Source organism: Amycolatopsis sp. YIM 10, from assembly GCF_009429145.1.
Classification (GTDB): Bacteria; Actinomycetota; Actinomycetes; order Mycobacteriales; family Pseudonocardiaceae; genus Amycolatopsis.
The window spans coordinates 3,568,343-3,582,844 of sequence record NZ_CP045480.1; the positions used below are offsets into that span (position 1 = coordinate 3,568,343).

Annotated in this window: 15 protein-coding genes; 14 read left to right on the forward strand and 1 reads right to left on the reverse strand. The window is 71.4% G+C overall.

Features of this window, described 5'->3' with window-relative positions; all coding sequences use genetic code 11:
* Positions 1 to 27: 27 nt before the first annotated feature.
* The 14 genes from YIM_RS17355 to YIM_RS17420 all read left to right on the forward strand — a co-directional run bounded on the left by YIM_RS17355 (position 28) and on the right by YIM_RS17420 (position 13,750).
* Positions 28 to 816: an IclR family transcriptional regulator gene (locus YIM_RS17355; RefSeq protein ID WP_153031345.1), complete on the forward strand. Its 789-nt coding sequence runs from the start codon at positions 28 to 30 to the stop codon at positions 814 to 816.
* Between the two features lie 134 nt (positions 817 to 950).
* Positions 951 to 2,525, forward strand: coding sequence for an ABC transporter substrate-binding protein (locus YIM_RS17360; RefSeq protein ID WP_194240185.1), 1,575 nt, complete (start codon positions 951 to 953; stop codon positions 2,523 to 2,525).
* A gap of 14 nt (positions 2,526 to 2,539) precedes the next feature.
* Positions 2,540 to 3,502, forward strand: coding sequence for an ABC transporter permease (locus YIM_RS17365; RefSeq protein ID WP_153031347.1), 963 nt, complete (start codon positions 2,540 to 2,542; stop codon positions 3,500 to 3,502).
* On the forward strand, positions 3,499 to 4,332 hold the full coding sequence (locus tag YIM_RS17370; protein ID WP_153031348.1) for an ABC transporter permease: 834 nt from the start codon (positions 3,499 to 3,501) through the stop codon (positions 4,330 to 4,332). Before YIM_RS17365 ends, YIM_RS17370 begins: the two co-directional genes overlap by 4 nt.
* Positions 4,329 to 5,909 (forward strand): ABC transporter ATP-binding protein, encoded by a 1,581-nt coding sequence (locus YIM_RS17375; protein ID WP_153031349.1) that lies wholly within the window; start codon positions 4,329 to 4,331, stop codon positions 5,907 to 5,909. The genes YIM_RS17370 and YIM_RS17375 overlap by 4 nt, the downstream gene beginning before the upstream one ends.
* Entirely contained in the window at positions 5,906 to 6,901 is a 996-nt protein-coding gene (locus tag YIM_RS17380) for a Gfo/Idh/MocA family protein (protein WP_153031350.1), read from the forward strand. Before YIM_RS17375 ends, YIM_RS17380 begins: the two co-directional genes overlap by 4 nt.
* Complete coding sequence (locus tag YIM_RS17385) at positions 6,898 to 7,629, forward strand: creatininase family protein (protein ID WP_153031351.1); 732 nt, start codon at positions 6,898 to 6,900, stop codon at positions 7,627 to 7,629. Before YIM_RS17380 ends, YIM_RS17385 begins: the two co-directional genes overlap by 4 nt.
* Positions 7,626 to 8,390 carry an amidohydrolase family protein gene (locus tag YIM_RS17390; protein ID WP_153031352.1) on the forward strand — a complete coding sequence of 255 codons (765 nt, stop codon included), beginning with the start codon at positions 7,626 to 7,628 and terminating at the stop codon, positions 8,388 to 8,390. The genes YIM_RS17385 and YIM_RS17390 overlap by 4 nt, the downstream gene beginning before the upstream one ends.
* Positions 8,387 to 9,502, forward strand: coding sequence for a mandelate racemase/muconate lactonizing enzyme family protein (locus YIM_RS17395; RefSeq protein WP_153031353.1), 1,116 nt, complete (start codon positions 8,387 to 8,389; stop codon positions 9,500 to 9,502). The genes YIM_RS17390 and YIM_RS17395 overlap by 4 nt, the downstream gene beginning before the upstream one ends.
* Entirely contained in the window at positions 9,499 to 10,368 is an 870-nt protein-coding gene (locus tag YIM_RS17400) for an amidohydrolase family protein (RefSeq protein WP_153031354.1), read from the forward strand. The genes YIM_RS17395 and YIM_RS17400 overlap by 4 nt, the downstream gene beginning before the upstream one ends.
* Positions 10,365 to 11,126, forward strand: a complete 762-nt coding sequence (locus tag YIM_RS17405; RefSeq protein WP_153031355.1) for an amidohydrolase family protein — start codon at positions 10,365 to 10,367, stop codon at positions 11,124 to 11,126. The genes YIM_RS17400 and YIM_RS17405 overlap by 4 nt, the downstream gene beginning before the upstream one ends.
* A 6-nt stretch (positions 11,127 to 11,132) precedes the next feature.
* Positions 11,133 to 12,089, forward strand: coding sequence for a dihydrodipicolinate synthase family protein (locus YIM_RS17410; protein ID WP_153031356.1), 957 nt, complete (start codon positions 11,133 to 11,135; stop codon positions 12,087 to 12,089).
* 65 nt (positions 12,090 to 12,154) lie between these two features.
* Positions 12,155 to 12,805, forward strand: a complete 651-nt coding sequence (locus YIM_RS17415) for an NIPSNAP family protein (protein ID WP_153031357.1) — start codon at positions 12,155 to 12,157, stop codon at positions 12,803 to 12,805.
* Positions 12,806 to 12,853: 48 nt separating this feature from the next.
* Entirely contained in the window at positions 12,854 to 13,750 is an 897-nt protein-coding gene (locus YIM_RS17420; protein ID WP_153031358.1) for a GNAT family N-acetyltransferase, read from the forward strand.
* A gap of 3 nt (positions 13,751 to 13,753) precedes the next feature.
* On the opposite strand, the gene YIM_RS17425 is transcribed toward YIM_RS17420, so the two are convergent.
* Complete coding sequence (locus tag YIM_RS17425; RefSeq protein WP_153031359.1) at positions 13,754 to 14,482, reverse strand: class I SAM-dependent methyltransferase; 729 nt, start codon at positions 14,480 to 14,482, stop codon at positions 13,754 to 13,756.
* Between the last annotated feature and the right edge of the window lie 20 nt (positions 14,483 to 14,502).

The following is a 14,502-nucleotide window of genomic DNA, read 5'->3' on the forward strand; positions in this document are numbered from 1 at the left end:
GCCCGAAAGTCCGAAGAAGGGGAGGTCGTGGCGGCGGAGGAGAACGCACCCGAACCGCGGCCGGCCTCGCCCGCGGTCAGCCGCACGCTGACCGTGCTGGAGACCCTGGTCGCCGCCGAGGACGGTCTCACGCTCACCGCGCTCGCCAGGGCGACCGGCATCCCGCTGGCCACCTGCGCCGCCATCGTCTACACCCTCGAACAGCGCGGGTACGCCGCGCGCCGGGTGGTCGGGCGCAGCCACTTCTGGCGGGTCACGCTCCGCCTCTACGACCTGGCCGCCCCACTGATCAAGCAGGACGACCTGGCCGAGGTGGCCCAGCCCGAACTGCGCGACCTGGCCGACGAGCTGGGCATGCCCGCGCACGTCGGCGTGCTCGACGGCGCGTCGGTGGTCTACGTGGCCAAGGCCGCGACGCCGGGGTTCATCCAGTTCGACACCTATCCCGGCAAGGTCGCGCCGTTCAACCTCACCGCGCTCGGCCGAGCCATCGCCGCCTATCTCCCCGACGAGCAGCTCGATCCGCTGCTGTCGCACCTGGTCGCCGGGCGCGGACCGAAGGCGAAAAAGCCCGCCGCCCGGGTTTTCCTGGAGCAACTGGCCAAGGTGCGCGAGGCGGGGTTCGCGGTGGAGGACGAGGAGGAGGAACCGGACATCGCGTGCATCGCGGCCCCGGTTTTCCACTCGGACGGCCGAATCGCCGGTTCGCTCGGCGTCACCGGGTTCGCCAGGGACCTGATCGGCGCGAAACTCGACGTCGCCACCGAACTCGTTGTGCGCCAAGCGAAAGAGGTTTCCGCGAAACTCGGCTTCTAGGTCAGGTCCTTGCGCCGGGGATGACCGGAGACTTAGCATCTTCGAATCGGGGAAGCTATCTTCGAAATAGCGAATTTCAGAGGTTTCCTCGCTGGACCAACGGTGCGCAGGGGCGAGGGACACTGGAGGCAGGCGTGGGGCGTGCGCAGAATTGGGGGGCCGCCGCACTGGCGCTGCTCCTGCTGACTTCGGCCTGTTCCAACGCGGGCGACAACGCGCCCGAGCAGCCGCGGGCCACCGCCGACAGCGGGAAGGGCCCGATCGCGCCGGGCGGCACGCTGGTCTACGGTCAGATCGCCGGGGTGTCCCAGCTCGACCCGAACACCATCGCCAGCGGCGCGCAGACCCAGCTCCAGACGCTGCTGTGGAGCGGGCTGACCACCTGGACCCCGGAGAACACCGCGAAACCCGATCTCGCCGAGTCCTGGCAGTCCACCCCGGACCACCGCACCTGGACCTTCAAGCTGCGCCCCGGCGTGAAGTACCACAACGGCAAGACGTTCACCGCCGCCGAGGCCAAGAAGAACTTCGACCGCGTGCTCGATCCCGCGGTGCCTGCCCAGGTCGCCGCGAAGATCGACATGATCGACGCGGTGACCGCGGTGGACGACACCACGCTGGTCATCACGCTCGAAACCCCGAACCCGGAGCTGCCGGTCGACGTGATCGACGTCCGGATGACCGATGTGGACGACCTGGCCAACATCGACCGGTCGGCCAACGGCACCGGACCGTACAAGCTCAAGTCGTTCGTCCCGGACCAGACGGTCGAACTGGTGCGACACGACGGCTACTGGGGCCCGCGCCCGAACCTCGACGCGATCCGGATCGTGCGGTACGCCGACGCGACGGCGGCGAACGCGGCGCTGCGGGCGGGCCAGGTGCACGTGCTGTGGAGCGTCGCCCCGGACAGCGCGGCCGGACTGGCCACCGAAGGCAGGCAACTGCTCACCGCCGCCGAACCAGCCGGCTTCGTGGTCTGGGAACTCGACACCAGCGCGGCGCCGTTCAACAACCCCAAGGCACGCGAAGCCCTGTCGTACGCGGCGAACCGCACCGAGATGATGGCCGCCGCCTACGCCGGATACGGCGTGCCGACGCCGACGAACGCCCCGGTGAACCCCAAGAACCGCTTCTACGATCCGACACTGCCGTCACACGGGTTCGACCTGGACCGCGCCAAGCGGCTGTTCGCCGAAGCCGGGATCACCGAGGGCAGCACGCTGACCTTCTGGGCGGTCGCCGGGAACTACCAGGAATGGACCACGATCGGCCAGATCCTGCAGCAGGACCTGGCGAAGATCGGCATCACCCTGGAGATCCAGACCAACGAGGTGAGCACCTGGTCGGCGAAGTTCTATCCGAAGGGCAAGAGCTACCCGAACCTGCTCGCCGCCAACTACCTGTCGTTCACCCCGCCGCCGGACAGTTACGCGCTGGCCTGGTTCGAGGGCGCCAAGGGCACCTGCGAGTGCAACTGGGCGGCCCCGGCCGAGTACAACGACGCCATCGCCACCATCGAGTCGGCGGCCGAGGGGCCCGAGCGCGACGCGGCGTTCAAAACCGCGCAGCGCGTGCTGAACCGCGAGAACCCGGTGATCTTCATCGGCTCGACGGCCTTCCTGTCCGTGGCGCAGCCCGAGCTCCGTGGGCTGTGGGTGCAGGCCGAGGGCACGCTGCACCTGGAGGAAGCCGGGTTCGCGGCGTAGGACGGGGGCCGGGCATGGCCGGTTATCTGCTTCGGCGGCTCGCGGTCAGCGCGCTGATGCTGCTCGGGGTCTCGGTGCTGATCTTCGTGGTGCTGCGGCTGCTGCCGGGTGATCCGACGGTGGCGCGCGTTGGCGCGGCGCAGAACATCGACCCGGCCGCGCTCGCCGCGCTGCGCGAGGAACTCGGCCTGAACGACCCGATCCCGGTCCAGTACTGGGCGTGGATCAGTGGCATCGCCGACGGCGAGCTGGGCCGGTCGTACTTCAGCCAGTTCGACGTGACGGTGCTGATCGGCCAGCGGCTGGTCCCGACGCTGGAGCTGTCGGCAGCCGGGCTGGTGGTGGCCGTGCTGCTGGCGGTGGTGCTCTCGGTGCTGCCGACCGTGGTGCGCAGCCGCTGGCCGGGCCGGCTGGTCGGCGCTTACACCGTCGTGGGCATGGCGGCGCCGCCGTTCGTGTTCGGCATCGTGCTGCTGGCGATCTTCAGCGTCAAACTGGGAGTACTGCCGGAGGGCGGCTACGTGCCCTTGACCGAGGACGTGGCGGGCAACTTGCGCCTGCTCGTGCTGCCCGCGCTGACCCTCGGCATCTGCCTGTCCGCACCGCTGGTCCGGCACCTGCGCGCCGCGCTGTCCGATGTGGAGGGCGCGGCGCACGTGCGCACCGCCACCGGCAAGGGCATCGGCCGCCGGGCGGTGGTGCTGCGGCACGTGCTGCCCAACGCGATGCTGCCCGCGCTCACCTCGCTCGGCGTGACCGTCGGCGGCGTGCTCTCCGGCGCGGTGGTGGTCGAGTACGTGTTCGCCTGGCAGGGCCTCGGCTCGCTGATCGTCGACTCGGTGTTCAAGCGGGACTACGCGGTCATCCAGGGCACGGTGCTGCTGCTGGCCGCGGCTTTCGTGATGGTCAATCTCGCGGTCGACCTGCTGTACGGCGTGCTCGACCCGCGCCTGCGCGTCGGGCGGGTGCGCCGGTGACCGCGCCCCCGGTGCGCCGCCTGCTCGCGCGGCCCGGCGCGATCGTCGCGCTGGCCGTGCTCGGCGTGTTCGTGCTGCTGTCCCTGCTCGCCCCGCTGCTGCTGCCGGACCCGGCGGAGATCAACGCGCGCAACCGGTTCGCCGCGCCGGGCTGGCCGCACCTGTTCGGCACCGACGAGCTCGGGCGCGACCTGCTCTCCCGGATCGCGCACGCCGGTCAGTTCTCGCTGGGCTTCGCCGCCGGCGCGACGCTGGTGGCGATGGTGATCGGAGTGGCGTGGGGCCTGCTCGCGGCGGCCGGGTCGACCTGGTTGGACGAGATCCTGATGCGCGTGGCGGAAGCCGCGCTGGCCATACCGATCGTGTTGTTCGCGCTGGTCTTCGTCGCCGCCTTCGGGTCGGCGACGCCGTCGATGATCATCGTGACCGGGTTGCTGATGAGCCCGCTGACCGCGCGGATCGCGCGTTCGGCCGTGCTCGCCGAACTCGAGTCGGAGTACGTGCGCGGGCTCGACGCGGTCGGGGTGCCGCGGCTGCGCATCCTGTTCGCCGAGGTGCTGCCGAACGCGGTGCCCGCGCTGCTCGCGCAGGCGTCGCTCAACCTCGCCACCGCGCTCATGCTGGAGGCCACCCTGAGTTTCGTCGGCCTCGGCGTGCAGCCGCCGGACGCGTCGTGGGGCACGCTGCTGAAGACCGGGTACGACAAGCTGTACGAGTCGATCTGGTACCCGCTGCCGCCCGCGCTGGTGCTCATCGTGGCGATCGGCGCGCTGAACGCGCTCGGCGACCAGCTGCAACGGGTGCTGCGGGCGGACGGGGGCGGGCGATGACCGTGCTCGCCGTCGAAGACCTGGCGATAGGCCTGCGTGGAGGCCCGTCCCTGGTGCACGGGCTCAGCCTGGAGCTGGCCGCGGGGGAGCGGCTGGCGCTGGTCGGCGAGTCCGGCAGCGGGAAGACCATCGCGTCGCTGTCGATGCTGCGGCTGAACCCGCCGCCGACCGAGATCACCGGCGGCCGGGTCGTGTTCAACGGGCGCGACCTGGTCACCGCGGCCGACCCCGAACTGGACCGGGTCCGCGGCAAGGGCATCGCGATGATCTACCAGGACCCGTTGTCCTGCTTGAACCCCGTGCGCACGATCGGCGACCAGATCGCCGAGGCGATCCGCGCGCACCAGGACGTCACCGCGGCCCAGGCCCGGGTGGCCGCGTTCGACCTGCTCGGCGAGGTCGGCATCGAGGACGGCGCGCGGCGCGTGCGGCAGTACCCGCACGAATTCTCCGGCGGCATGCGGCAGCGGGTGATGATCGCGATGGCGATCTCGTGCGAGCCCGAGGTGCTGATCGCCGACGAGCCGACCACCGCGCTCGACGTCACCACCCAGGCCCGCATCCTGGCCCTGCTCGACGCACTGGCCGCGCGCCGCGGCATGGCCGTCCTGTTCATCACGCACGACCTCGCGGTCGCCTCGGAGTTCTGCGCGCGAATCCAGGTCATGCGCGAAGGCCGGGTGGTCGAGTCGGGCGCGCTGCCGGTCGTGCTGGGTGAACCGGCGCACCAGTACACGCGCGAACTGCTGCGTTCGGTGGTCACCCTGCGCTCGCCGGTCGAACCGGCTGAACCGGAGCCGGAGCCGCCGTTGATCGAGGCCGACCGGCTGGTCCAGCGGTTCGGCTCCGGCGCCCCCGCGGTCGACGACGTGTCGCTGACCGTGCGCCGCGGGGAGACCTTCGGGCTGGTGGGGGAGTCGGGCGCGGGCAAGTCCACGCTGACGCGGCTGTTGCTCGGGCTCGACCGGCCGGCGTCGGGCGAGGTGCGGCACGAGGGCGTTGCGCTCGGTTCGCTTTCGCGCGGTGAACTGCGGCGCCGCCGCCGCGACATGCAGCTGGTGCCGCAGGACCCGGTCGGCTCACTGAACCGGCGCAAGACCGTGGCGCAGATCGTCGGGCTGCCGCTCGCGGTGCACCGGCGCGCCTCGAAGGCGGAGCGCGACCGCCGGGTGGCCGAGCTGCTCGACCTGGTCGGCCTGCCCGCCGCGTTCGCCGGGCGCTACCCGCGCGAGCTGTCCGGAGGGCAGTGCCAGCGGGTCAACATCGCCCGCGCGATCGCGCTCGAACCGTCGTTCGTGGTGCTCGACGAGGCGGTCTCCGCGGTCGACGTGGTGATCCGCGCGCAGATCCTGCGCCTGCTCCGCGACCTGCAACGCGAACTCGGCCTGACCTACCTGTTCGTCTCGCACGACCTCGCTGTGGTGCGGCAGGTGGCACCGAGGCTCGCGGTGATGCGGCACGGGCGCATCGTCGAGACGGGCACCCGGGCGGAACTGTTCGACGACCCGAAGCACGAGTACACGCGTGCGCTGATCGACGCGGTGCCCGACCTGGTCACCGGGGAGGTGCCCCGATGAACGTTCCCTCGGTCGCGCTGGTCGGACTCGGTGAGATCGGGCTCGGCGCCCACCTGCCCGCGCTGCTGCGCCACGAAGGCCTCCGGCTGGCGGCCGTGGTCGACCCGGATCCCGCCCGCCGGGCGCTGGCCGCCGAGCACACCGCGGCACCGGCGTTCGAATCCCTCGCCGAGGTGCTGTCCGATCCGGTGCTCGACGCGGTTGTGCTGGCGACACCGCCCTGGGTCACGCCCGGCCTCGTCGGTCGCGTGGCCGCGACCGGGCGGTTCGTGCTCGCCGAGAAGCCGATCGCGGTGTCGTCCGCAGCCGCCGCGCCGCTCGCGAAACTGCCCGCCGGCCAGCGCAAACGCGTCCAGGTCGGGTTGACCTACCGGCACGACCCCGCACTGGCGGTGCTGCGCGAGTGGATCGACGACGGCAGGCTCGGTGACGGTCTTCTGGTCCGGGCGCACATCTACGACGAACGGCGTGATCCGGACTTACCCGAGCACGCGCGGCGGATCGAGGCCACACTGGCCCACGGAATGCCCGTGGTCCACGAAGGAGCGCACGTGTTCGACTGGTTCGCCACGCTCTTCGGCGGTCCGCCCGAGCGCCTGGAGGACTCCTGGGCGGTGTCCACCCGGCCGGACCTGCCCGCCGCGAACCTCTGCGGGGCGCGGCTGACCTACCCCGGCGGCGTCACCGTGCTCGCCGAGTTCGGCTGGCTGACCGACGCGCAGCCGCGCTGCGAGATCAGCGTCATCGGCGATCGCGGGCACGCCCAACTCGACGGCTTCACCTTCGACCTGCGGCTGACCACGTCCACCGGGGTGGAGCACGTGGTGTTCGACGACGACCGCGCCACCCGGTGCTTCGATCTGCAGCTGGCGCGGTTCACCGAGCTGATCACCGGCGTGCGGGCCGTCCCGTCACCCGGTCTCGCCGACGGGCTGGCCGCACTGGAGATCAGCGAGCGCGTGGCCGTGCTCGCGGCTTGGAGCCTGGCATGACCGTGTTCGACTGGGGTGACCGCACGCGTGCCGAACTCGGTGAGGTGCTGCCCGAAGCGCTCGTGGTGCTGCCGTTCGGCGCGACCGAGCAGCACGGCCCGCACCTGGCCACCGGCACCGACGCGCTGATGGCCGCCACCATCGCCCAGCGCGCGGTCGAGCGAGCGGGCCGGTCGTGCCGGCGCGACCTGGTACTCGCGCCCTGCCTGCCGTTCGGCGCCTCCGACCACCACCTGCCCTTCGGCGGCACGCTGTCGCTGACCACCGAGGTCGCCGTCGCGGTGCTGACCGACCTCGCCCGCTCGGTGGCCACCTGCGGCGGGCGGCGCCTGGTCGTGGTCAACGGGCACGGCGGCAACCAGGGCGTCTGCCACGCCGCGGCCGCCGCCGCGTCCGCGCGCTACGGCCTGTCGGTGTCGACCGTGCACTACTGGAACCTGGTGGCCGACCGGCCCGCGGTCCCGGTGCCGGGTCACGCCGGCGAGTTCGAGACGTCGCTGGTGCTGGCCGTCGACCCGGAGCTGGCGCAGCGCCCGGTCGAACGCACGGCACTGCCCGAGACACCCTCGCTGCCCGGGGTCGACGTGCACAACCAGGGCGACTGGCTGCGCATCGACGGCTACACCGACCGCCCGGAGCGGGCGAGCGCCGGCAGCGGGTCCAAATGGCTGGACGAGATCGTGGCCGCGCTGGCCGACCGGTTGCTCGCGCTGGCGGAGCTGCCGTGATCGACTTCCACACCCATCCGCCCGCCTGGCACGCGGCGACCTGGCTCGGCGGCGCCGAGTTCGGCCCCGGCGAGTTCCTCGACTTCCTCAACGGCTCCGGCATCGAGGCCGCGGTCGTGCTCGCCCACGACGGCCTGTTCAACGCCACCCCGGAGGCCAACGACGAGCTGGCCCGGTTCACCGCGGCCGACCCGCGGCGGATGATCGCGTTCGGCACGGTCAACCCGCGTCACGCCGGCGCGGCCGACGAGGTGCGCCGCTGCTTCACCGAACTGGGCTTCGGCGGCCTGAAGCTGCACCCCTGGCTGCAGGGCTTCAGCATGCACGAAACCGCGCTCGACGAGATCTGCGAGGAGGTCGGGTCGGCGGGCGGCATCCTGCTCTCGCACGACGGCTCGCCGCCGTATTCGATGCCCGGCCAGATCGCCGCGCTGGCCCGCCGCCACCCCGGAGTTCCGGTGGTGCTCGGGCACGGCGGCCTGCACGACTGCTGGCGCGAGGCGCTCGCCGCCACCATCGTGACCTCGAACCTCTACCTTTGCCTGTGCGGGACGCCGCCGTACGCGGCCCGTCACATCCTCGCCCACGCGCCGGCGGGCAAGGTGCTCTTCGGCACCGACGCCGGGCTGTCCGACCGGGCGAGCCAGGACTACGCGGTGGCCAGGATCGCCGAGATCGACGGCTGGGGGATCACCGCGAAGCAGCGGGAGGAGATGCTGGTGACCAATCCGCGGCGGCTGCTCGGCGGGTGGCTCGGATGAGCGTGCTCACGGCGAGGATCGCGGCGGTGCACACGCTGCCGGTCAGCCTGCCCGCCCATCCCGCGCTGGTGGTGCGTGGCGCCAAGGGCAGCCACGACCGCTCGGACTTCCTGCTGGTCCGGGTGGTCACCACCGAGGGCGTGGAGGGCTACGGCGAGGTCAGCGCCACGCCGTTGTGGAGCGGGGAGGACGCGGCCAGCGCCGAGCACTTCGTGCGCAACGTGCTGACCACCGCGCTGCTCGGCCGCAAGCTGGCCCCGCCCGGCGCACTGGAAGCGATCATGGACCGGGTGCTCGCGGCGAACCCGTTCACCAAGGCGGGGGTGTCGACCGCGCTGTGGGACGCCTACTCCCGCAGCCTCGGCATGCCGCTGGTCACCGCGCTCGGCGGGCCGTACCGCGACGAGGTGCCGATCAAGCTGTCGCTCTCGGGTGACGGCGAGGTGCTGGAGAAGGCATACGGTGCGGCGGTTTCGTCCGGGTTCACCTCGTTCAAGGTCAAGGTGGGCCTCGGCATCGACGGTGACCTGACCAGGGTGGCCCGCGTGCGCGAGTTGGCCGGGCTCGGCGCGTTCATCGGGGTCGACGCGAACGGCGGCTGGAGCCGGGCCGAGGCCCGTGAGGCGGTCCGGCGGCTGAGCACCTTCGGGCCCGCGTTCGTCGAGCAGCCGGTCAAGCCGTCGGACCTGGAGGGCATGGCGGCGGTGCGCTCGCTGGGCGTGCCGGTGGTCGCCGACGAGTCGGTGTTCGGCGCGGACGACCTGGCGCGGGTGATCCGCGCGTCCGCGGCCGACGTGATCAGCATCTACCTCGGCAAATCGGGTGGCCCGGCGAAGGCCGTGGTGCAGGGGCGGGTCGCCGAGACCTTCGGGCTGGACACGCTGATCGGTTCCAACGGTGAACTCGGCATCGGCGCGGCCGCCCAGCTGCACGTGGCCTGCGCGCTGCCCGCGCTGAGCGAACGCCTGCCGTCGGACATCATCGGCGCGCACTACTACGCCGAGGACATCCTGGAAAAGCCGCTCGACAGCAACGGCAAACGGGTGCGGCTCACCGACGGCCACGGCCTCGGCGTGGTGCCGCGCGACGACCTGCGGCGGCGGTTCCGGTGATCGTCGACGTGCATTCGCACACGCCGACGCACCGGGAACCCGTACCGCCGGACGAGCGCCGCGTCTACTCGAACTGGCGCACCGATCGTGACGTGAGCACGACCAACTCGTGGGCCGACTACGACCGCGAGATGGCCGCAGCCGACGTCACCATCGTGTTCAACATCGCCGTCGACGACCCGGAGCCGATGACCGGCCTGCCCTACCGGCCGGAGCGCACGAACGACGCCACCGCCGAGTTCGCCGCCGCCGACCCCACGCGGCGGATCGGCTTCCTCTCGGTGAACCCGTTGTGGGACAACGTCTTCGACGAAACGGAGCGTTGCCGCGAGCTGGGCCTGCGTGGGGTCAAGCTCGGCCCGAACTACCAGGACTTCGACCCGCTGAGCGAACAGGCGCTGGCCTTCTACGCCTACTGCGAGAAGGAACAGCTGCCCATCCTGTTCCACGCCGGCGCGTCACCGATGCGGCACGCGCCTCTGCGCTACACGCATCCGCTGGCATTCGACGAGGTCGCGCTGCGTTTTCCCGAGCTGCGGATCGTGCTGGCGCACATGGGTCATCCGTGGGGGACCGACACGGTGGTGACCATTCGCAAGCACCCGCACGTGTACGCCGACGTGTCGTCGATCTACCTGCGCCCGTGGGTCTGCTACCAGTCGCTGCTCGCCGCGCACGAATGGGGCTGCATGGGGAAGTTGCTGCTGGGCAGCGACTTCCCGATCGCGGGCACGGCGGAGGCGATGGCGGGCATCCGGCGGGTCAACGGCATCCTGGCCGGCACGGCGCTGCCGCGCGTGCCACTGGAACAGATCGAGGAGATCATCCACGCCGACGCACTGGGCGCGCTGGGACTGGACCGATGACCTCGGTGGTGGACGCCCACGTGCGCATCGGCGACGGTCGCGAGGTGCGGCTGGACCCCGAGGACCTGCTGGCCACGATGGACCAGCTCGGCATCGACCAGGCGCTGATCTCACCGGGGGAGCGGTGCATCGCGGTGGACAACCGCGAGGGCAACGAACTCACCGCGGCGGCGGCCGCGACCTCCGGCGGCCGGTTGCTCGCGTACGCGGTGGCGAACCCGTGGCGCGGCCGGGCAGCGCTGGACGAGCTGGCGCGCGCGGCGGACCACGGCGCGGTCGCGCTGGCGGTCGACTCCGTGTTGCAGGGGTTCGACCTGCTCGACGGCCTGGTGGACCCGCTGCTCGAGTTCGCCGCGGACCGCGGCTGGTTCGCCTACGTGCGCACCGGCACACCGCCGAGCGCGGTACCGCTGCCGCTCGCGTTGCTGGCCCTGCGACACCCCGGCCTCGCCTTCCTGATGGGTCGAAGTGGTGCGACCGACTTCTGGATCGACGCGGCGCCCGCCCTGCGGCAGGCGCCGAACCTGTACGCCGACACCGCCTACGCGCCGTGGGACACGGTGCTCAGCGAGTTCGCGCGCGATCCGGAGATCGGCACCTCGCGCGTGGTGTTCAGCACCGACGCGCCGTACACCGTGCCCGCCGCCGAGCTGCGCCGGGTGCGGGACTGGACGATCGCGGAACCGGAGCGCGCCACCGTGCTCTCCGGGACGGTGACCGGTCTGCTGGGCGGGTCCGGGTCGACTGGGAGAGGGTGAGCGCGAATGACCATCGCGGAGGTGCGCGCCGAGGAGGACGGCTTGCTGCGGCCACCGGTGCGCGGGGTGTCGCCGGTGCTGGAGGTGCCGTTCGCCGACAACGGCGACCTGGACGTGCCGGGGTTCCGGCGCGTGGTGCGGTACGTGCTGGGGACCGGGGTGGGCAGCGTGATGTTCCCCGGGTTCGCCTCGGAGTTCCACAAGCTGGGGGAGTGGGAGCGGCAGCTGCTGACCGGAATCCTGCTGGAGGAGACCGCGACCCGGCCCGAGGTGTCGGCGATCATCGCCGTGCAGGACCACGCCACCCGGCTGGCGGTGCGGCGCGCGGTCGACGTGGTCGCCGCCGGGGCCGACCTGATCAACCTGCTGCCGCCGCACTTCCTGGCGCCGTCGCGCCGGTCGATCGTGGCCCACGTGAAGGCCGTGCTCGCCGCGGTCGCGCCGACGCCGGTGGTGCTGCAGTACGCGCCCACCGAGACCGGGACCAGCCTGGACGGAGCCACGCTCTCGGAAATCGCCCGCGACCACCCGAACCTGGCGCTGGTGAAGGTCGAGTCGAGTCCACCGGGCGCGCTGATCGAGGAACTGGCCGCCGCCGATCCGCCGCTGCCCGCTGTCGAGGGGTACGCGGGGGTGCAACTGCCGGACGCCTTCCGGCGGGGCGCGGTGGGCACGCAGCCGGGGTGCTCGTTCACCGAGCTCTACGTCGAGCTGTGGCGACGGTTCAGCGAGGACGACGAGGCCGGCGGGATGGAGCTGTACCGGCGGCTGCTGCCCTACATCTCCTACTGGATGCTCGACACCGAGCTGATCGTGGCCGCGGAGAAGCTGATCTCGGTGCGCCGGGGGCTGTTCGCCAGCGCGCACTGCCGGGAGCCGGGGCACCGGCTGGACGCGGAGGAGATCCGGATGGTCGACCGCTTCCTGGCCGAGTTCGCCGACTTGCTGCCGCCGCTCGGCTGATCGCTCGTCGCCCATCGCTCGTCGCTGACAGAAGGTGTCAGTGACCCGCTTCTAACCTGCGCGCCATGAACCTTCCTGTGCTCGAACTGCGCCAGTACACGCTGCGTCCCGGTCGTCGTGACGAGCTGGTCGAACTGTTCGACCGCGAGTTCGTCACCGGCCAGGAGGCGTGCGGGATGCGGGTGCTCGGCCAGTTCCGCGACGCGGACGATCCGGACCGGTTCGTCTGGCTGCGCGGTTTCGCGGACATGGCCATGCGGGCCGCTTCGCTGGCGGCTTTCTACGGTGGACCGGTCTGGGCCGAACACGGCCCGGCCGCGAACGCGACCATGCTCGACTCCGACGACGTCCTGCTGCTGCGACCGGCCCGGCCGGATTCCGGGTTCGTGCCGGTCACCACCGCGTCCACCGGGGTGTACACGGCCACGATCTGCGTGGTCACCACGCCGGACTTCGGTTCGTTCTTCGCGGAGTCCGTGTCGCGCCAGTTGGACCAGCCGCCGCTCGCGCAGCTCGAAACCCTGGCCGTGGAGAACAACTTCCCGCGACTGCCGGTGCGTGAAGGAGAGCGGATTTTCATCTGGTTCTCACGCTTCGCCGACGAGGAATCGGCCAGGAAGCAGGCCTGGCGCGAGCGGGTCGATTTCGGGAACACGCTCGACGCGGAACCCCTCACGCTGGTGCTGCACCCGACCGCCGGATCGGCACTGCGCTGAATCGGCACTGCGCTGAAACTGTCGGTGCCGCGTGCGAGCCTGCCGGGCATGGGTACCTGGGACACCGGGCCCTTCGACAACGACGAGGCGCGCACACTCGCCGCGGAGTTGGACGAAGTGGACGAGGAGTTCCGGCCGGAGGTGATTCGCCGAGCTGTGGTGGGCGCGGCGGATTCGACCGGATGGCTGGACTCGGGAGCAGGTCGACGAGCGGTCGCGGCGGCAGCATTGGTCGCGGCCGGGCAGCGGGGCGGCGTAGCCGTCGATGTGAGTGGTGGGCCGGAAAAGCCGGTGCCGCCGTTGAACGAGCAGTACCGGGAAATCGCCGCACGCGCAGTCGCGCGGGTGGGCGGACCGGAGTCCGAACTGGCCGAACTGTGGGAGGAGAGTGACGCCGCTGGACCATGGCGCCGGGAGCTTGCGCTGTTGCGCGATTTGCTGCGCCCGGAGCCGGAAGTACGCATCGAGCCGTGGACGGCCGATGACCTGTGGCTGCTCCGGCTGGCCAACACGCCGGAAATGACCGCGCACACGGGCGGTCCGGAAACGGAGGAGAAGCTGCTCGATCGGCAGCGGCGCTATCTGGACACCGCGCGTCCCGATTCGGTGGACCGCATGTTCCGGATCCGGTTCGACGGCGAACTGGCGGGCTCTGTGGGCTACTGGAAGCGAACCTGGCTGGGGGAGGAGGTGTACGAAACCGGCTGGGGAGTGCTTCCGGAGTTCCAGGGCAAGGGTGTCGCGGCGCGGGCGGTGCGGCTGGCACTGGCGAGCGCGCGGGAAGAAGCGCGGTTCGCCGTGGTGCACGCCTATCCGTCGGTGCACAACGCGCCATCCAACGCGCTGTGCCGGAAAACGGGCTTCACCTTCGTCGCGCCTTGCGAGTTCGAGCACCCGCCGGGGCACTGGATGCAGTGCAACGACTGGCGCTTCGAACTTCTCTGACGCTCAGGTGGTGCGTTCGGCCAAGAAGACGAACTCACGGCCGGGGCGGTCGGGCGCGTCTCGTACCTCCAGCACGCGGAAACCGTTGGCGGTCAAGGTGGATTCCACCTCGTCGCGGTCGCGGAACCGGAGGGGCGAGTCGGACGTGAGCACCGTGCCGTCGGTGTGGAAGCGGTAGCTGTGGCGGAAGGAGACGAGCGGAAGGTCCACTGAGGTGACCTCCCGCCATTGCTCCACGGGCCCGATTCCGGGGATGTCGAGTACGGCGTGCGCCGGATCGGTAGCCCAGTCCTGCCATGCCTTCCGTCCGGGCCGCCGGGTTTCGAACGCGAGGTGACCGCTCGGGCGGAGTGCGGCGTGTATGCCGCGCAGCGTCCGCGTCCAGTCGTCGTCGGTGAGGAAGACCTGCGCCACGTTCGCGGTCATCACCGCCAGGTCGGCGTCGAGCGCGGGCAACGCGCCGGCGTCGCCGTGGATCCAGGTGACCTTGCCGCCGGGATCCTTCGCCCGCGCGACCTCGAGTGACGCCGCAGCCGGGTCGACCCCGGTGACCGTGTACCCGCGTTCGGTGAGCAGGACAGCCAGCGATCCCGTGCCGCAGCCGATGTCGAGTACGCGCGACGCGCCGACCTCGTCGGCGATGGTGAGGTAGGTGGCCAGGTCGTCGCGTGCTCCGTCGAAGGCGTCGTAGATCGGCGCGAGACGAGGGTGGGCGACGATCGGGTCCGGCACGCGGTTCAACCTAGGCAACC